This window comes from Pseudomonas sp. NPDC089396, from assembly GCF_044749545.1.
Classification (GTDB): Bacteria; Pseudomonadota; Gammaproteobacteria; order Pseudomonadales; family Pseudomonadaceae; genus Aquipseudomonas.
Genome location: NZ_JBIVIC010000012.1, coordinates 21497 through 39490, shown reverse-complemented (window position 1 = coordinate 39490; position 17994 = coordinate 21497). Strand labels below are relative to the sequence as shown.

General features: G+C 65.6%; 13 protein-coding genes. 9 read left to right on the top strand and 4 right to left on the bottom strand.

Annotation, left to right across the window (positions count from 1 at the left end):
• Positions 1-132: 132 nt before the first annotated feature.
• Positions 133-1500, top strand: a complete 1368-nt coding sequence (locus ACIPZB_RS20565) for an NAD(P)-dependent oxidoreductase (RefSeq protein ID WP_400642388.1) — start codon at positions 133-135, stop codon at positions 1498-1500.
• Complete coding sequence (gene preA, locus ACIPZB_RS20560) at positions 1501-2775, top strand: NAD-dependent dihydropyrimidine dehydrogenase subunit PreA (protein WP_400642386.1); 1275 nt, start codon at positions 1501-1503, stop codon at positions 2773-2775.
• 114 nt (positions 2776-2889) lie between these two features.
• Here preA and ACIPZB_RS20555 read toward each other — a convergent pair whose 3' ends face one another.
• The gene (locus ACIPZB_RS20555) at positions 2890-3510 is read right to left on the bottom strand and encodes a TetR/AcrR family transcriptional regulator (protein WP_008090154.1); all 621 of its coding nucleotides are present in this window, start codon (positions 3508-3510) and stop codon (positions 2890-2892) included.
• Positions 3511-3670: 160 nt separating this feature from the next.
• Between ACIPZB_RS20555 and ACIPZB_RS20550 the strand changes: the two genes are divergently transcribed.
• A complete protein-coding gene (locus tag ACIPZB_RS20550) occupies positions 3671-3943 on the top strand; it encodes an HU family DNA-binding protein (protein WP_400642385.1) in 273 nt (90 codons plus the stop codon).
• Here the strand turns inward: ACIPZB_RS20550 and ACIPZB_RS20545 are convergent.
• The 3 genes from ACIPZB_RS20545 to gnd all read right to left on the bottom strand — a co-directional run bounded on the left by ACIPZB_RS20545 (position 3936) and on the right by gnd (position 8351).
• Complete coding sequence (locus ACIPZB_RS20545) at positions 3936-5744, bottom strand: glycoside hydrolase family 15 protein (RefSeq protein ID WP_400642384.1); 1809 nt, start codon at positions 5742-5744, stop codon at positions 3936-3938. The genes ACIPZB_RS20550 and ACIPZB_RS20545 overlap by 8 nt on opposite strands.
• Positions 5745-5865: 121 nt before the next feature.
• Complete coding sequence (gene zwf, locus ACIPZB_RS20540) at positions 5866-7371, bottom strand: glucose-6-phosphate dehydrogenase (RefSeq protein WP_400642382.1); 1506 nt, start codon at positions 7369-7371, stop codon at positions 5866-5868.
• Positions 7368-8351, bottom strand: a complete 984-nt coding sequence (gnd, locus tag ACIPZB_RS20535; RefSeq protein WP_008089958.1) for a phosphogluconate dehydrogenase (NAD(+)-dependent, decarboxylating) — start codon at positions 8349-8351, stop codon at positions 7368-7370. Before gnd ends, zwf begins: the two co-directional genes overlap by 4 nt.
• A gap of 203 nt (positions 8352-8554) precedes the next feature.
• Here gnd and ACIPZB_RS20530 point away from each other — a divergent pair, with 203 nt between their 5' ends.
• The 6 genes from ACIPZB_RS20530 to ACIPZB_RS20505 all read left to right on the top strand — a co-directional run bounded on the left by ACIPZB_RS20530 (position 8555) and on the right by ACIPZB_RS20505 (position 17990).
• Positions 8555-8722, top strand: coding sequence for a DUF6026 family protein (locus ACIPZB_RS20530; RefSeq protein ID WP_400642380.1), 168 nt, complete (start codon positions 8555-8557; stop codon positions 8720-8722).
• A 166-nt stretch (positions 8723-8888) separates the two neighbouring features.
• Positions 8889-9347 (top strand): SgcJ/EcaC family oxidoreductase, encoded by a 459-nt coding sequence (locus tag ACIPZB_RS20525; RefSeq protein WP_400642378.1) that lies wholly within the window; start codon positions 8889-8891, stop codon positions 9345-9347.
• Positions 9348-9837: 490 nt separating this feature from the next.
• Positions 9838-11397, top strand: coding sequence for a glycogen synthase GlgA (glgA, locus tag ACIPZB_RS20520; RefSeq protein ID WP_400642376.1), 1560 nt, complete (start codon positions 9838-9840; stop codon positions 11395-11397).
• Positions 11398-11410: 13 nt separating this feature from the next.
• The gene (gene treZ / locus ACIPZB_RS20515) at positions 11411-13153 is read left to right on the top strand and encodes a malto-oligosyltrehalose trehalohydrolase (protein ID WP_400642375.1); all 1743 of its coding nucleotides are present in this window, start codon (positions 11411-11413) and stop codon (positions 13151-13153) included.
• Positions 13150-15219 carry a 4-alpha-glucanotransferase gene (malQ, locus tag ACIPZB_RS20510; RefSeq protein WP_400642374.1) on the top strand — a complete coding sequence of 690 codons (2070 nt, stop codon included), beginning with the start codon at positions 13150-13152 and terminating at the stop codon, positions 15217-15219. The genes treZ and malQ overlap by 4 nt, the downstream gene beginning before the upstream one ends.
• Positions 15216-17990 (top strand): malto-oligosyltrehalose synthase, encoded by a 2775-nt coding sequence (locus tag ACIPZB_RS20505; protein ID WP_400642373.1) that lies wholly within the window; start codon positions 15216-15218, stop codon positions 17988-17990. The genes malQ and ACIPZB_RS20505 overlap by 4 nt, the downstream gene beginning before the upstream one ends.
• Positions 17991-17994: the final 4 nt, after the last annotated feature.

Sequence of the window (17994 nt, the reverse complement as noted above, 5' to 3'; positions counted from 1 at the left end):
GGCAAGCCGGCTCCCACAGGGATAGCACCGCTCTCAAGGACGTCACTGTCCCTGTGTGGGAGCCGGCTTGCCGGCGATTGGGGCGCACAGCGCCCCACCCCAAGCCCCATATAAAAAAGAGAGGCTACAACCGTGATCGATGCCCTGAACCACTTGCCGCGCCCCCGCGCCGGCAACGACTCGCTGGCCGAGCAATTCAGCGACCTCGCCCCGCCCCTCACCGCCCGCCAGGCCGCCGTGGAAAGCGCCCGTTGCCTGTACTGCTACGACGCCCCTTGCGTGAACGCTTGCCCAAGCGAAATCGACATCCCGTCGTTCATCCACCGCATCAGCGACGAAAACCTGCAAGGCGCCGCCGAACGCATCCTGACGGCCAACATCCTCGGTGGCAGCTGCGCCCGCGTCTGCCCCACCGAGATCCTCTGCCAACAGGCCTGCGTGCGTAACAACGCCCAGGAATGCGCCCCCGTGCTGATCGGCCAACTGCAGCGCTATGCCCTGGACAACGCAGGCTTCAGCGAACACCCGTTCCAGCGCTCACCCGCCACCGGCAAACGCATCGCCGTGGTCGGTGCCGGCCCGGCCGGGTTGTCCTGCGCCCATCGCCTGGCCATGCACGGCCATGACGTGGTGCTGTTCGAAGCCAGTGAAAAGGCCGGTGGCCTCAACGAATACGGCATCGCCCGCTACAAGCTGGTGGACGACTACGCACAGCGCGAAGTGGAGTTCCTGCTGGGCATCGGCGGCATCGAAGTCCGCCACGGCCAGCGCCTGGGCAGCAACCTGGGCCTTGCCGAGTTGCGTGACCACTACGACGCCGTGTTCCTTGGCCTTGGCCTGAACGCCGTGCGTCAGCTTGGCCTGCCGGGTGAAGAAGCCCCGGGCCTGCTGGCCGCCACCGAGTACATCCGCGAACTGCGCCAGGCCGACGACCTCACGCAACTGCCACTGGCCGACCGCTGCCTGGTCATCGGCGCGGGCAACACCGCCATCGACATGGCCGTGCAGATGAGCCGCCTGGGCGCCCGCGACGTCAACCTGGTGTACCGCCGCGGCTTCGCCGACATGGGCGCCACCGGCCACGAGCAGGACATCGCCAAGGCCAACCAGGTACGCCTGCATACCTGGGCCCGCCCCGACAGCGTGCTGCTGGACGACGCCGGCCGGGTACGCGGCATGCGCTTCGCCCGCACCGAGCTTGCCGACGGCCGCCTGCGCGATACCGGCGAAACCTTCGAGCTGGCCGCCGACGCCATCTTCAAGGCCATCGGCCAACGCTTCGACGAGCAGAGCCTGAGCGACCCGCTGGCCGCCCAACTGGCCCGCGACGGCGAACGCATCCGCGTCGACGCCGACATGCGCACCAGCCTGCCGGGCGTCTACGCCGGTGGCGACTGCACCGCCCTGGGCCAGGACCTCACCGTTCAGGCCGTGCAACATGGCAAGCTGGCCGCCGAAGCCATCCATGCCCAACTCATGCTCAACGTGGAGGCAGCATAAATGGCCGACTTGTCCATTCAATTCGCCGGCATCAAGTCACCCAACCCCTTCTGGCTGGCCTCCGCACCCCCTACCGACAAGGCCTACAACGTGGTCCGCGCCTACGAGGCCGGCTGGGGGGGCGTGGTCTGGAAAACCCTGGGCGAGGACCCGGCAGCGGTCAACGTGTCGTCGCGCTACTCGGCCCACTACGGCGCCAACCGCCAGGTCCAGGGCATCAACAACATCGAGCTGATCACCGACCGTTCGCTGGAGATCAACCTGCGCGAAATCACCCAAGTGAAGAAGGACTGGCCCGACCGTGCGCTGATCGTGTCGCTGATGGTGCCGTGCGAGGAAGAATCATGGAAGTTCATCCTGCCGCTGGTGGAGGCCACCGGCGCCGATGGGATCGAGCTGAACTTCGGCTGCCCGCACGGCATGCCCGAACGCGGCATGGGCGCCGCGGTCGGCCAGGTGCCGGAGTACGTGGAGATGGTCACCCGCTGGTGCAAGACCTATTGCGCCTTGCCGGTGATCGTCAAGCTCACGCCCAACATCACCGACATTCGCCAGTCGGCCCGTGCGGCCCATCGCGGTGGCGCGGATGCGGTGTCGCTGATCAACACCATCAACTCGATCACCAGCGTCGACCTCGACCGCATGGTCGCGCACCCGATCGTCGGTGATCAGAGTACCCACGGCGGGTACTGCGGCTCGGCGGTCAAACCCATCGCCTTGAACATGGTCGCCGAGATCGCCCGCGACCCGCAAACCCGTGGCCTGCCCATTTGCGGTATCGGCGGGATCGGCAACTGGCGCGATGCCGCCGAGTTCATTGCCCTGGGCAGTGGCGCGGTGCAGGTGTGCACGGCGGCGATGCTGCATGGGTTCCGCATCGTCGAGGACATGAAGGACGGGCTGGCGAGGTGGATGGACCAGCACGGGCACCGCAACCTGGAGGCGTTCCAAGGCCAGGCCGTGGCCCACACCACCGACTGGAAGTACCTGGACATCAACTACAAGTCGGTGGCGCAAATCGACCAGGATGCGTGCATTGGCTGCGGGCGCTGTCATATTGCCTGTGAGGATACTTCGCACCAGGCCATCGCCAGCACGCTGAAGGCGGATGGGACCCATGCCTATAGCGTGATCGAGGAGGAGTGCGTGGGGTGCAACCTGTGCCAGATTACCTGCCCGGTGGAGAGCTGCATCGAGATGGTGGCGCAGGATACCGGGAAGCCTTACCTGAACTGGACGCAGGATCCGCGTAACCCCTACCGCGAAGCGAGCTGAGGCAGTACCGGCCTCATCGCCGGCAAGCCGGCTCCCACAGGTACTACACCCATTTCGGATTCGGTGCAGTACCTGTGGGAGCCGGCTTGCCGGCGATTGGGCTGCAAAGCAGCCCTAAGGCTCCAGCCCAATCCCCCGCAAGATCACACAGGTCACGGTCTGCACCGCCCGCTCGAACGCCGGGTCCGACAGTGCTTCCCCGCCATTGAGCACCGTCACCTGGTAACCGAAGTCGGCATAGTGCTGGGTCGATGCCCAGATCATGTACAGCAACGCCGAAGGCTCCACCGGCAGGATGCGCCCCTCCTCCACCCAGCGGCGAATCTTGTCTTCCTTCAGTTTCGCCCAGGGCACCAGGCTTTCATCCAGGCTCACCCCCAGCACCGGCGCACCATGCAGCATCTCTTCGGCCCAGATCTTCGAGCCCAGCGGCCGCGAGCGCGAATGGCCCATCTTGGCGCGGATGTAACTGGTCAGCACCACCCGCGGGTCGTCGAAGTTCTCGAAGCACAGGGCGTCCTGCTTCCACACATCCAGCAAGTCCTGCAGCACCGCGCGAAACAGGTCGTCCTTGGTGCTGAAGTAGTAATGCAGATTGGAACGCGGAAGCTCGGCCTGCTCGGCGATATCGCCCATTGAAGTGGCGCCGAAACCCTTTTCGGCGAACACCTTTTCGGCGGCCTGCAGAATCTTTTCTACATTGCGCCGACGAATCTCGATCTTGTGGTTGGCCATGGCCTGCTCAATACGCCTGAAACCTGTCAAGGCTAACAGCTTTGCAACGCCGTCGTCTCGGCGTGCTCGCACAGCCCTGGGTACCTGACATTTTTGCCAGTTGCGCCCGCTACAACCCAGCCCCGACACTCATCGAACACCTCATTGCAAGGATGATCTGATGAACAAGAAAGAACTGATCCATGCCGTAGCCGAACGGGCCGAGCTGACCAAGGTCGAAGCCGGAGTCGTCTTGAACGAGTTTCTGGATGCCATTACCAAAGCCTTGGTTGCCGGGAAAAAGATCGCGCTGGTGGGTTTCGGCCAGTTCAGCGTAACCGACGTACCGAAACGGCAGGGGCGCAATCCCCGGACCGGCAAGAAGATGGTCATCGCGGCGCGAAAAAAACCTGTCTTCAAAGCCGGTAAAGGGTTGAAAGACGCTGTCAGCTGAGCCCCTGGCCAACGCTGGCCCGATCCCGCACCGGGCACTGCGCCCGGTGCAGGTTCAGCGCGGTATTGATGATGCCGATATGGCTGAACGCCTGGGGGAAATTGCCCAGCATCCGCTGCCCGGCCGGGTCGTATTGCTCTGCCAGCAGGCCGAGGTCATTGCACAGCCCGGTCAGTTTCTCGTACAGCGCCTGCGCCTGCTGTTGTCGCCCTAGCAGCACATAGACGTCGGCCAACCAGAAGGAACACACCAGGAACGTGCCCTCCCCGGGCGTCAGCCCGTCGCTGCAGCTGTCGCTGTCATAGCGCAATAGCAAGCCATTCTTCAGCAGCCGTTGTTCGATCTGCTCCAGTGTGCGCAAGAAGCGAGGGTCCTGTGCCGGCAGAAAGCCGGTCAGGGCAATCTGCAGCAGGCTGGCATCCAGTTCGCGTGAACCATAGGCCTGGACGAAATAGGCTCCACTGGCATCCAGCCCCTGGACGCAGACTTCGCGGTGGATCTGATCGGCCACCTGCCGATAATGGCGACCACGCTCACGGTCCTCTTCAGTGGTATTGGCCAGCCCTGCCGCACGGTCGAAGGCGACCCAGGCCATGACCTTGGAATGCACGAAGTGCTGGCGGGGGCCGCGCACTTCCCACAGGCCTTCGTCCGGCTCACGCCAGATACGCTCGACATAGGGCAGGATCAAACGGGCAATCGCGGCGCTACGGGGGTGGCGCGGCAGCCCGCCCTTGATCGCCTGGGTCATGGCATCGGCCAGTTCCCCGTAGATGTCCAGCTGGCGCTGCTCGGAAGCCGCATTGCCGACCCGCACCGGTTGCGAGTGCTCGTAGCCGGCCAGCCACGGCAGGGTGTATTCCTGAAGGTCGCGCTCACCGGCCAGGCCGTACATGATCTGCATCTGCTCGGGGTTGCCGGCCACCGAGCGCAACAGCCATTCGCGCCAGGCCTGGGCCTCGTCGAAGTAACCCAGGTTCATGAACGCCAGCAGGGTCATGGTGGCGTCGCGCAGCCAGCAGAAGCGGTAGTCCCAATTGCGCTCGCCCCCTACCCGCTCGGGCAACGAGGTGGTGACGGCGGCGACGATGCCGCCGGTGGGAGCGTAGGTCATGGCCTTCAGGGTCAGCAACGAACGGCGCACCAAGGCGGTGTAGGGCCCCACCTGCGGACAACGGTCGGCGAACGCCTGCCACTGCTCGAGGGTGTGTGCCAACGCCTGGTCGAGGTCGCAGTCCGGTTGCACCGGCAGGTGCGAGGGCTGGTGGCGCAGGCTGAAAACGTGACGCTCGCCTGCGCCCACGCGAAAGCGCGCGACCGTGTGATGGTCGCGCGCCTGCGGCGGCACGCTGCTGCACAGGATCAGGCGGTCGGGACCGGCGACGGCGCTGAGGGTCAGGGGGTCGAGCATTTCTACCCAGGGGACGCTGCGGCCGTAATCGAAGCGCAGCACCAGGTCCATTTCGAAGTGGGTTTCGCCGGACAGCCCCTCGACGATGCGCACCACCGAGTTGACCTCGTCCAACGGCATGAAATCGAGCACACGGGCACGACCGCTGGCGGTGACCCAGGTGGTTTCCAGTACCAGCGTGTCTTGCAGATAGCGGCGGCGGCTGTGCTCGACGGGGTCGCTGGGCGCCAGGCGCCAGCGGCCGTTTTCTTCGTTGCCCAGCAGCGATGCGAACACTGCCGGGGCGTCGAAGCGCGGCAGGCACAGCCAGTCGAGGGAGCCGTCGCGGCTGACCAGGGCGGCGCTGCGGCAGTTGCCGAGCAGGGCGTAGTCTTCGATGTGGGCGGGCATTGCAACTCCTTGGTGGGTTTGCCTGTACGGGCCTCATCGCCGGCAAGCCGGCCCCCACAGGTACACACGGACTTCGAGACCTGTTGTGGGAGCCGGCTTGCCGGCGATGAGGCCAGAACAGTCACCCCAGCTTGTGCCATTCACGCTTGTCACGGGCAAGCAGCTCATCACCGGCCTCAGGCCCATCCTCACCCGCCGGGTATTCATGCACCTCGCCCTCTTGCGCCCAGGCATCCAGAAACGGCTGCACCGCGCGCCAGCCGTTCTCGATGTTGTCGGCCCGCTGGAACAAGGTCTGGTCACCCGTCAGGCAGTCGTAGATCAAGGTCTCGTAGCCGGTCGCCGGGGTCATCTTGAAGAAGTCCTTGTAGGCAAAGCCAAGCTGGACATTCTCCATCACCAGCTCAGGCCCGGGCCGCTTGGCCTGCAGGTCGAACGTCATGCCCTCGTTGGGCTGGATCTGAATCTTCAGGTAGTTGGGCTTGGGCCGCTCCAGCTCCGACTCGCGAAACTGCGCATAAGGCGCCGGCTTGAAACAGATGGCGATCTCGGTGTCACGCACGCTCATGCGCTTGCCGGTGCGCAGGTAGAACGGCACCCCGGCCCAGCGCCAGTTGTCGATCATCACCTTGAGGGCAACGTAGGTTTCGGTCTGGCTGTCGGCCGCAACCCTGTCTTCCTGCCGATAGCCCGGCAGGTGTTTGCGGCCCTGCTTGCCCGCCGTGTACTGGCCACGCACCGAATTCTTCAGGGCCATCTTCGCCGTCCACGGGCGGATGGCCCCGATGACCTTGGCCTTCTCCCCACGCACGGGGTCGGCGCCAAACGCCGCGGGCGGCTCCATGGCAACCATGGCCAGCAGCTGGAACAGGTGATTGGGCACCATGTCACGCAAGGCACCGGTGTTGTCGTAGAACGCGCCGCGGGTCTCGACGCCCACGGTTTCGGCAGCGGTGATCTGAACATGGTCGATGTAATGGTTGTTCCAGAACGATTCGAACAGGCCGTTGGAAAAACGGCTGACCAGGATGTTCTGTACCGTTTCCTTGCCCAGGTAATGGTCGATGCGGTAGATCTGCCGCTCGCTCATCACCTTTAACAGGCAGGCATTGAGGGCCTCGGCACTGGCCAGGTCGGTGCCGAACGGTTTCTCCACCACCACCCGGCGAAAACCGCCGCCCGACTCATCGAGCAAACCGGCCTCACCCAAACGCTGGGCCACTTCGGGGAAGAAGCGTGGCGAAGTGGCCAGGTAGAACACGGCGTTGCCATGGTTTGTCTTGTCGATGCGCTTGGCCAGGGCCGCATAGGTGGCAGGGTCGAGGAAGTCGCCGGTCTGGTAGTCCAGACGCTTGGCCAGGCGTGCCCAGCGTTTTTCGTCCAGGCATCTGCCGGCGCCCTCGCCGCCTTTGTCGCGCTCGCGCATGAACCCGTGCAGGCGCTCGGCGAATGCCTCGGCCGTGGCGGCGTTGTGGTCGACCCCGACGATGCGCAGGTTGCGGTCGAGCAAACCGTCACGGTCAAGGTTGTACAGCGCAGGCATCAGCAAGCGCTTGACCAGGTCGCCATTGGCGCCGAACAGGAACAAGGTGCAGGGAGGAGCCGCTGGAATCGTCTGTTTTGTCATGCGTCTTTCTTCTCGACGTGGCCACCGAAGCCCAGGCGCATGGCCGAGAGGATCTTGTCGCCATACGTACCCTGCTGCTGGCGCGAACGGAAGCGGGCGAACAGCGCGCTGGACAGCACCGGTACCGGCACGGCCTGTTCCACGGCGGCGTCGATGGTCCAACGGCCCTCGCCGCTGTCGGACACCGAGCCGCTGAATTGCGCCAGCTGCGGGTCGGCTACCAGAGCATCGGCGGTGAGGTCGAGCAGCCATGAAGTGACCACGCTGCCGCGACGCCACACCTCCGCGATCTCGGCCACATCGAGGTCGAAGCGCTGGTCCTCGGGCAGTTGCGCGCCGCCTTTGCTGCGCAGCAGGTCGAAGCCCTCGGCGTAGGCCTGCATCAGGCCGTATTCGATCCCGTTGTGAACCATCTTCACGTAATGCCCGGCGCCTGGCGGGCCGGCATGAATATAGCCATGCTCGGCGCGCTGGTGCTCACCTTGGCGGCCGTGGGTGCGCGGGATGTCGCCCACCCCCGGTGCCAGGGCCTTGAACAGAGGTTCCAGGCGTTCGAACACATCCTTCTCGCCGCCGATCATCATGCAGTAGCCGCGCTCAAGGCCCCAGACGCCCCCCGAGGTGCCGACATCCAGGTAGTGCAGCCCGCGCTTGGCCAGTTCGCTGGCGCGGCGCATGTCGTCCTTGTAGAAGGTGTTGCCGCCGTCGATGATCGCATCGCCCGGTTCCAGCAGCTCGGCCAGTTGCGCGATGGTCTGCTCGGTGGGCTCGCCTGCCGGCAACATCACCCACACCGCGCGCGGTGCCTTGAGCTTCTGCACCAGCGCGCCCAGGTCGTGGGCACCTTGGGCGCCCTCTCCTTCCAGCCCTTTGATGGCGTCACGGTTACGGTCATTGACCACCGTGCGGTGACCGGCGCGCATCAGGCGCCTTGCGATATTGCCGCCCATGCGGCCCAGCCCGACGATTCCCAGTTGCATGAGCCGATGCTCCCCTGTGGAAATGAATGACAACTCAGTTCAGCTTCACAGATTAGTCCAGCCCGCAGCATGAGGGTTCAGCGACGAGCGGCAAGACAACGCCAAACAAAAAAGTTCCCAAGGACGGCGAAAGAATTCAGAATGCGCCCCGCATGAAGCGACTACGCTTTTACTGTCACCAGCCAAAACCGCGAGGTGTGCTTATGGGTACCTTGATGCCTGCCACTCCAACCCAGACCCTCTATGTCTCCGTGCGCCGTGATGAGCTGCGTAAGCTGAAGGACGAACGTGACCAGCTGCGCCAGCAGGTCGCTCAGTTGCACATGCTGTTGGAACAGTCGCGTTCCGACGAAAAATCCGTGAGCCTTTGACCCCTTCCTTGCGTGGGAGCTTGATGGCTCCCACCCCGCAAGCTTCCGATACGCAGGAAGAATCCCCACTTGACCCAAGGTATCTCCGATAGCTGAGCCGCAGTGCACTTTCTACAGTGGCTCGCGTCAAGGGCCCTGCCAGGTGCCCGCGTGCAACGGAGCTACCATGAACGTCGTGAAATACTGCTTACCCATCGCCTTGCTAGCCGTCACTGCGCTGCCCATTCAGGCTGCAGCCCAGAACTGCCAGCGCATCACCCAAGAACACGCCATCACGCTCTTCGAAAAATGGAACGACAGCCTCAGGAGCGGTGACCCGGAACAGGTTGCCCAGCTTTACCAGGACGACGCCCTGCTGCTGCCCACTGTGTCGAGTCAACCGCGCCTGACCCCGCAGGAGCGCATCGACTACTTCCATCATTTTCTTGCCGACAAACCCAGCGGCAAGCTCGACAGCCATCACTTCCAGGGGGCCTGCAACACGGCGATCCTCGCTGGCCTCTATACCTTCGATTTTGCCGCCAGCGGCAAGCAGGTCGCTGCGCGGTACAGTTTCAATTACCGCTGGGATGGACAGCAGTGGCTGATCAGCCACCATCACTCTTCGCTGCTGCCCTCGGGCTGAACCGCCGCTGCGGGGCGAATGCCCCGCTTCGGTGCAAAACGGCCTTCTGCCCGCTGCAAAACAATGCACGTCCCGCCTGCAAAATCGCCTTGCAAATCCTCTGGTCACAGCGAGTGACAAACGCCAACGTTTGCGTCTAGCGCGCGACATAACGAAAGTGACCAGCGGGTCACCTTTTTATCTCCTTCTCTCCTACACTCAGTTTCGGCCCGCCATTTGCTCAGGGAAGAAGCGACAGAAAGAAAGTCGAACTTTTGCAAAAGGTGGCAGGTCAGCAACATAAGTAGGTCATGGCAAAGGGGCCTCCCTCGCCAACGTCGACCCACCCCACCCAGTTCAATCGCCTTCGGCCGGAATGCCGATTGCGCTGTGCCTGTGCGCACGACCCTGGGGCAAGGACTGCACTACCAAGATACGAACCAGAGATCGCCAAGACGAAATAAGAGAACGGGTGCCAACACCCGGCCACAACATAGGGACGGAGAGAAGTATGATCAGTGCCGCTGTCGAACCTCACGTAGATTCATTCAACCCGGAAAACCGCGAGCCGCTTACCCCGGACTTCGCCACGACAGCCAAGGCACCTGGCGCCCAGCGCCAGCACAACCCCAACAAACGCAAGATCCTGTTCGTCACCTCGGAAATCGCCGACCTGGTCAAGACCGGCGGCCTGGGCGACGTGTCCGCGGCGCTGCCACGGGCACTGGCACACCTGCATGATGTCCGGGTCCTGATCCCCGGCTACCGCCAAGTCATGGAAAGCGACAACCCCATTCATATCGTCGGCGAGCTGGGTGGCCACGCGGCCCTGCCGCCGTGCAAGATCGGCCGCATGGACCTGGCCGACGGCCTGGTCATCTACGTGCTGATCTGCCCCGAGCTGTACCAGCGCGATGGCACACCCTATGGTGCCAACAACGGTCGCGACTGGCCCGACAACCACATCCGTTTCGCCCGCCTGGGCCTGGCCGCCGCCGAGATTGCTGCGGGCGAAGGCAAGATCCACTGGAAGCCCGAAGTGGTGCATGCCCATGACTGGCCTGCCGGCCTGGCCCCGGCCTACATGCACTGGCGCGGGTTGAACACGCCGACCCTGTTCACCATTCACAACCTTGCCTACCAGGGCGTGTACAGCCGTGCCTGCAGCCCGGAGCTGGCGATCCCGGACCATGCCATGCAACAGGAAGGCATGGAGTTCTACGGCAAGCTGTCGTTCCTCAAGGCCGGCCTTGCCTACTCCAGCCACATCACCACCGTCAGCGCCACCTACGCCCGTGAGATCACCACCCCGGAATTCGGCTGTGGCCTGCATGGCTTCCTGGCCAGCAAGGCCCAGCAAGGCCTGCTCGGCGGCATCCCCAACGGCATCGACGAAAGCTGGGACTCGGCCACCGACAAGCACCTGCAGCACAACTTCAGCATCAACGACTGGGACGGCAAGGCGCGCAATGCCGAAGAAGTGCGCCGCCTGTTCGAGCTTGAACCCTCCACCGGGCCGCTGTTCGCCGTGGTCTCGCGCCTGGTCTATCAGAAAGGCCTGGACCTGACCCTGGGCGTGGCCGACTACATCGTCGAACAGGGTGGCCAGATCGCCATTATCGGGCGCGGCGAGCCGGAAGAAGAACAGGCCATGCGCGAGCTGGCGGTGCGCCACCCGGGCCGCATCGGTGTACGCATCGGCTTCAACGAAACCGACGCTCGGCGCATGTTCGCCGGCAGCGATTTTTTGCTCATGCCTTCGCGCTACGAGCCCTGCGGCCTGAGCCAGATGTACGCGCAGCGTTTCGGCTCGTTGCCGGTGGCACGCAACACCGGGGGCCTTGCCGATACCATCGAGAACGGCGTCACCGGTTTCCTGTTCGATGAGTCGACCGTGGAAAGCTACCGCGAGGCGCTGAGCCGAGCCTTCTATGTCTACGGCAAGAAGAACCTGCTCAATGCCATGCGCTGCCTGTCCATGACCCAACCGTTCAACTGGTGCCAGGCGGTGGAACCCTATGCCCGCCTCTACGAGGACCTGGTCAAGCAGACACAGTTCAGCCACTACTGAGCGAGGGTCGAAGATGCACAGGCATGGCGCACACCTCTTGGACGCCACGTCGGCGCGCTTCGCCCTGTGGGCGCCCGACGCGCGCAGCGTGAGCTTGGAAATGGAGCAGCAGCCGGCCATCGCGCTGCTGCCCGATGACGATGGCTGGTTCACGGGGGTTGCCCCGTGCCAGGCCGGTGACCGTTACCACTACCGCATCGATGGCCAGCTGCAGGTGGCCGACCCGGCGTCGCGCTACCAGCCCGAAGGTGTGCAGGGGCCGAGCCAGGTGGTCGACACCCAGGCGTATGCCTGGCAACACCCCTGGCAGGGGCGGCCGTGGCACGAAGCGGTGATCCAGGAGCTGCACGTCGGCGTGCTCGATGGCTACGACGGGGTTGCCCGGCATCTGCCGCGCCTGGCGGAGCTTGGCATCAGCGCCATCGAGCTGATGCCCCTCGGGCAGTTCCCCGGCGAGCGCAACTGGGGATACGACGGCGTGCTGCCCTATGCACCGCAGCACAGCTACGGCAGCCCCGAGCAATTGTGCGCGCTGGTCGACCGCGCCCACGGCGAGGGACTGATGGTGCTGGTGGACGTGGTCTACAACCATTTCGGCCCCGACGGCAACTACCTGCACCAGTACGCCAGCCCGTTCTTTCGCCAGGACCGGCAGACGCCCTGGGGCGCCGCCATCGATTTTCGCCGCCCCGAGGTGCGCGAGTATTTCATCCAGAACGCCCTGATGTGGCTGTGCGAATACCGCTGCGACGGCCTTCGCCTGGACGCGGTGCACGCCATCGACCAGCCCGACTTTCTCGTCGAGCTGGCCCAGCGGGTGCGCGCCGCCGTGGAACCCGGCCGGCACGTCTGGCTGGTGCTGGAGAACGAGCACAACCAGGCCGCGTTGCTCGAACAGGGCTTCGATGCCCAGTGGAACGACGACGGCCACAATGCCCTGCATGTCCTGCTGACCGGCGAAACCGAAGGCTACTACGCCGACTACCAGCAACGGCCGATTGACCAGCTGGCCCGCTGCCTGGCCGAAGGCTTCGTGTTCCAGGGCCAGGCCAACCGCCACGGCACGCCACGCGGCGAGCCCAGCGGCCACCTGGCGCCCAGTTCATTCGTGTTGTTCCTGCAGAACCACGACCAGATCGGCAACCGCGCCCTGGGCGAGCGCCTCACGCGCCTGTGCCCGCCGCCGGCCCTGCGGGCCGCGACCGGGCTGTTGCTGCTGGCGCCGATGATCCCGCTGCTGTTCATGGGCGACGACGACGGCAGTTGCCGGCCGTTCCTGTTCTTCACCGACTTCCACGACGAACTGGCCGATGCCGTGCGCGAAGGCCGCCGTGGCGAGTTCGCCCACTTCAATGCCTTCACCGACCCCGCACAGCGCGAGCGCATTCCCGACCCCAATGCCGAACAGACCTTCGAAGCCTCACGGCCACAGCGCCAGGAAGTCATCGCCGGCTGGCATGGCCTTTATCAACAGCTGCTCGCGCTGCGCCGGCGCCACGTCATCCCACACCTGCCCGGCAGCCGCGCGCTGGGCGCCGAGGTGCTGGGCGACAAGGCCTTGACCGCACGCTGGCGCCTGGGCGATGGCAATACCTTGCGCATCGACCTGAACCTGGCAGCCACGCCGCAGGCAGTCGCCCTGCCCGCCGCCGAAAACCGCCTGTTCGACAGCAGCGACACCCAGCACCCCGACACCACGCTGTCTGCCTACAGCTGCGTGGTCAGCCTGCTTGCACCTGGCCAGGAGAGCCCATGAGCGAAACCGTCCTGCACCGCCTGGCCGCCCGTGTCGGCCTGGCCCGCGACTGGATCGATGCCAACAACCGCCCGCAGCAGGTGACCGATGAAGTGCTGCGCAAGGTCCTCGAAGGCCTCGGCCACCCGGCCGCCGACGACAGCGCCATCCGCAGCAGCCTGCAAGCGGTGGAAACCGCCGAGGACCGCCAGCACCTGCCGCCACTGCTGACCGCCGACGTTGGCCAGCCACTCGCGCTGGCCCACTACTTCAAGCCCGCCAGCGCTGCACAGTGCACGCTGGAGGATGGCAGCCAGCGCAGCGTCGCGCTCGACGCCCAGGCGCGCCTGCCGGGCGAGCTGCCCATCGGCTACCACCAGGTCGAAGTCGAGGGCCGCCGCTTCACCCTGGCGGTGGCGCCGCCGCGCTGCCACGGCCTGGAAGACGCCGTGCAGCCGCCACCGCCGCGCTGCTGGGGCCTTGCCGTGCAGCTGTACAGCCTGCGCCGCACGGGCGACGGCGGCTTTGGCGACTGCCTGGCGCTGGAGCAACTGGCCCGCAGCGCCGCCGAGCGCGGAGCCGATGCCTTGGCCATCAGCCCCATCCATGCCCTGTCGGCGGTCGATCAGCTGCACTACAGCCCCTATTCACCGTCCAGCCGCCTGCTGCTCAACACCCTCTATGCCAGCCCCGCGGCCATTCTCGGCGAGCGTGCCGTGCGCATGGCCATCGAGGCCTGCGGCCTGGAAGAAACCCTCGAAGACCTGGAACAGCGCCCGCTGGTCGACTGGCCCCGGGCTGCCAACGCCCGGCTCCACCTGCTCGAAGCGCTGTACCAGGACTTCAGCCAGGGCGAGCACCCGTTGCGCAAGGATTTCGACAGCTACCGCGAGGCGGCAGGCCAGGCGCTGGAGCACCACTGCCGTTTCGAAGTGCTGCAGGCGCAAGCCGTCGACCATGGCCTGGGCGGCGACTGGCGCAACTGGCCCAGCGCCTGGCACGACCCTTACCACCCCGAAGTCGAAGCCTTCGCCGACGCCTACCCGGCCAAGGTGGAGTTCCACGCCTTTTGCCAATGGCTGACCGAACGCAGCCTGCAACGCGCCCAGGAGGCCGCGCGCAGCAATGGCATGGCGGTCGGCCTGATCGCCGACCTGGCGGTGGGTGCCGACGGTGCCGGCAGCCAGGCCTGGAGCCGCCAGGACGAGCTGCTGGCCAACCTCAAGGTCGGCGCGCCACCCGACATTCTCAACCGCACCGGGCAGGACTGGGGCATCTGCGCGTTCTCGCCCGAAGGTCTCAAACGCAATGGCTACCGCGCCTTCATCGAAATGCTGCGGGCTAACCTGGCGCACGCGGGCGGCCTGCGCATCGACCATGTGATGGGCCTGCGCCGGCTGTGGCTGATCCCGCGTGGCTGCAAACCCAGCGAAGGCGCCTACCTCCACTATCCGCTGCAAGACCTGCTGCGCCTTTTGGCCCTGGAGTCGGTGCGCCACCAGGCGATCATCCTCGGCGAAGACCTTGGCACGGTGCCCGAAGGCCTGCGCGAACAGCTGGCCGACAAAGCGGTTTTGGGCATGCGCGTTCTGCCCTTCGAACAGACCCAGCCCGGGCACTTCAAGCCGATCCTCGACTGGCCGGACAACGCCTTGGCCACCACTGGCACCCACGACCTGGCGCCGCTGGCCGGCTGGCTGCAAAGTCGCGACATCGACTGGAGCCAGCGCCTGCAATTGATCGACGCCACCAGCGAGCTGCACTGGCGGCACGAACGGCAGAAGGAGCGAGACGGCCTGCGCCGTACCCTGGAAGCCAACTACGGCCCGCAAGCGGACAACGATGCCTTGATCGATGCCGCCATCCGCTACGTCGGTCATACCCGCGCACCGTTGGTACTGATTCCGCTGGAAGACCTGCTCGGCAGCGATGAGCAACCCAACCTGCCGGGGACTACCCAAGGCCATCCCAACTGGCGTCGGCGTTTCGCCGCGCCCGTGGCTGAACTGCTCGACGACGAAGACGCCGCACGCCGCCTGGAGCTGCTGGCCCAAGCCCGCGAACAAGCCTGGGAGCGTGACCGATGAAGCCATTGACCGCGACCGTGCGCCTGCAACTGCACAGCGACTTCACCCTCGACCATGCCGTGCCGCTGGTGCCCTACTTCGCCCAGCTGGGCATCAGCCATGTGTACGCCTCGCCGATCCTCAAGGCGCGCGCCGGCTCGCGCCACGGCTACGATGTCGTCGACCCGACCCAGGTCAACCCGGAGCTCGGTGGCGAAGCCGCGCTGGAGCGCCTGGTGACCGCCCTGCGCCAGCACGGCATGGGGCTGATCCTCGACACCGTGTCCAATCACATGGCCGTAGGCGGCGCCGACAACCCGTGGTGGCAGAGCCTGCTGGCCTGGGGCCGGCGCAGCCCGTATGCCGAATTCTTCGATATCCAGTGGCATTCCAGCGACCCCTTGCTGGCTGGCCAACTGTTGCTGCCCTTTCTCGCCAGCGACTATGGCCTGGCGCTCAAAAACGGTGAGATCCCGCTGCAGTTCGATGCCCAGCATGGCGTGCTGCAGATCGCCCATTACGACCACCGCTTCCCGATCTGCCCGGTCGACTACGGCTGGATACTGTCCCTGAGCCCGGAGCCTGCCCTGCAGGCGCTGGCTGCGCATTTCACCGCCCTGCACGAGGACGCCGCGCCCCTGGCCACCGCCCAGCACTTGCACGCCGAGCTGGCACGCCTGGTGGCCGAAGGCGCCGACCTGCAGTCCGCCCTGATGGCCTTCGACAGCCGCAGCGAAGACGGCTTCAAGCGCCTGCACCTGCTGCTGGAGCGCCAGAGCTACCGCCTGGCCAGCTGGCGCACGGCCGCCGACGACATCAACTGGCGGCGCTTCTTCGACATCAACGAACTGGGCGGCTTGCGCGTAGAGCGCGCGGTGGTGTTCGAGGCGACCCACGCCAAGCTGTTCGAGCTGATCGAGCGTGGCCTGGTGGACGGCTTGCGCATCGACCATATCGACGGTTTGGCCGACCCACGCGGGTACTGCCGCAAACTGCGCCGGCGCGTGACTGCGCTGCTCGGCAGGCGGCCGCTGTCAGCGGCTGCGGAGCATTTCCCGATCTACGTGGAAAAGATCCTGGGTAGCGACGAACACCTGCACCGCGACTGGCTCACCGACGGCACCACCGGCTACGAGTTCATGAACCAGGTGTCGCTGCTGCAGCACGACCCTGCCGGCGAAGCGCCACTGACCGAGCTCTGGACCACCGTCAGCGAACGCCCCGACTTTGCCGAAGAAGTACGTCAGGCCCGCCACCTGGTGCTCAACGCCAGCCTGGCCGGCGACTGCGAATCGGTGGCCCTGGCGCTGCTGCAGGTGGCCCGCGATGACCTGATGACCCGCGACCTGACCCTTGGCGCCATCCGCCGGGCGCTGCAGGCACTGGTCGCGCACTACCCGGTGTACCGCACCTACTTCAATGCTTGCGGCCGCCCGGCCGAGGACGAAAAATTCTTCCAGCAGGCGCTGACCAACGCCCGCCACGACCTGGCCGAGGCCGACTGGCCGTTGCTCGATCAACTGGCTCAGTGGCTGGGCGGCCAGCCCTGGCGCCAACTGCCCCCCGGCCGGCCACGCAAGCACCTGCGCCATGCCTGCGTGCGCTTCCAGCAGCTGACCGCGCCCAGTGCGGCCAAGGCGGTGGAAGACACCGCCTTCTACCGCTCGGCGCGGCTGCTGTCGCGCAACGACGTCGGCTTCGAGGCCGAGCGCTTCAATGCCGGCCCCGAGTACTTCCACAACGAAGCCCAGCGCCGTCTGCGCGACTTCCCCGACAGCTTGCTGGCCACCGCCACCCACGACCACAAGCGCGGCGAAGACACCCGTGCGCGCCTGGCGGTATTGAGCGAGCGGGGCCCGTGGCTGGCCAGCCGGTTGGAGCACTGGCGCGAGCTGGCGACCCCGCTGCGCGAGCAGCTGGACGATGGCCCGGCACCGAGCCCGGGCGATGAATTGTTGTTGCTGCAAACCCTGCTCGGCAGTTGGCCGCTGACACTGGACTTGCACGATGACAACGCGGTGCGCGGCTATGCCGAACGCATCCGCCAATGGCAGCAGAAGGCGCTGCGTGAAGCCAAGTTGCGCAGCAGCTGGAACGCACCGAACGAAGCCTATGAAGCGGCTTGCGCGGCCTATGTCGATGGCCTGCTGCTTGATCGCGAGAACCAGCAATTGCGCCAGTCGCTGGCCGATGCCGCGCAACTGATCGCCTGTCCCGGTGCGCTCAACGGGCTGGTCCAGACACTGCTGCGCATGACCGTACCGGGCGTGCCCGACCTGTACCAGGGCAATGAATACTGGGATTTCAGCCTGGTCGACCCGGACAACCGCCGCGCCGTGGACTACGCTGCCAGGCGTCGCACCCTGGACGATGCCACCGCGCCTGCCGAGCTGCTTGCCCACTGGCGTGACGGCCGCATCAAGCAGGCCCTGGTCGCCCGGGTGCTGGATTGCCGCCTGGCCCACCCCGAGCTGTTCCGTCGCGGTGCCTACCTGCCTCTGACCGTGCAGGGCCGGCATGCCGACAAGGTGCTGGCGTTCGCCCGCCTGGGTGAAGGCCAGCGCGCCATCATCGTCGCCCCACGCCTGGCCAGCGGCCTGTTGGGCGGCGCCACGACACCGTTGATCCCGGCGCAGAACTGGGACGACACCCGGGTGATCTTGCCGTTTGCCTTGTCGCCTGCCAATTCGACGGGACTTTTCTCCAATGCCGCGGTCAGCCCTTCAAAGGAGCTGATGTTGCGCGCGGTGCTGGCGGAGTTTCCGGTCAATTTGTTGATACAACAATCTTGAGCAT

Bases quoted from the DNA above. Each gene is read 5' to 3' on its own strand.
- ACIPZB_RS20550 (WP_400642385.1), top strand. From the start codon at position 3,671: ATGAACAAGAAAGAACTGATCCATGCCGTAGCCGAACGGGCCGAGCTG.
- ACIPZB_RS20545 (WP_400642384.1), bottom strand. From the start codon at position 5,744: ATGCCCGCCCACATCGAAGACTACGCCCTGCTCGGCAACTGCCGCAGC.
- treZ (WP_400642375.1), top strand. From the start codon at position 11,411: ATGCACAGGCATGGCGCACACCTCTTGGACGCCACGTCGGCGCGCTTC.
- ACIPZB_RS20530 (WP_400642380.1), top strand. From the start codon at position 8,555: ATGGGTACCTTGATGCCTGCCACTCCAACCCAGACCCTCTATGTCTCC.
- glgA (WP_400642376.1), top strand. From the start codon at position 9,838: ATGATCAGTGCCGCTGTCGAACCTCACGTAGATTCATTCAACCCGGAA.
- ACIPZB_RS20555 (WP_008090154.1), bottom strand. From the start codon at position 3,510: ATGGCCAACCACAAGATCGAGATTCGTCGGCGCAATGTAGAAAAGATT.
- gnd (WP_008089958.1), bottom strand. From the start codon at position 8,351: ATGCAACTGGGAATCGTCGGGCTGGGCCGCATGGGCGGCAATATCGCA.
- preA (WP_400642386.1), top strand. From the start codon at position 1,501: ATGGCCGACTTGTCCATTCAATTCGCCGGCATCAAGTCACCCAACCCC.
- zwf (WP_400642382.1), bottom strand. From the start codon at position 7,371: ATGACAAAACAGACGATTCCAGCGGCTCCTCCCTGCACCTTGTTCCTG.
- ACIPZB_RS20525 (WP_400642378.1), top strand. From the start codon at position 8,889: ATGAACGTCGTGAAATACTGCTTACCCATCGCCTTGCTAGCCGTCACT.
- ACIPZB_RS20505 (WP_400642373.1), top strand. From the start codon at position 15,216: ATGAAGCCATTGACCGCGACCGTGCGCCTGCAACTGCACAGCGACTTC.
- malQ (WP_400642374.1), top strand. From the start codon at position 13,150: ATGAGCGAAACCGTCCTGCACCGCCTGGCCGCCCGTGTCGGCCTGGCC.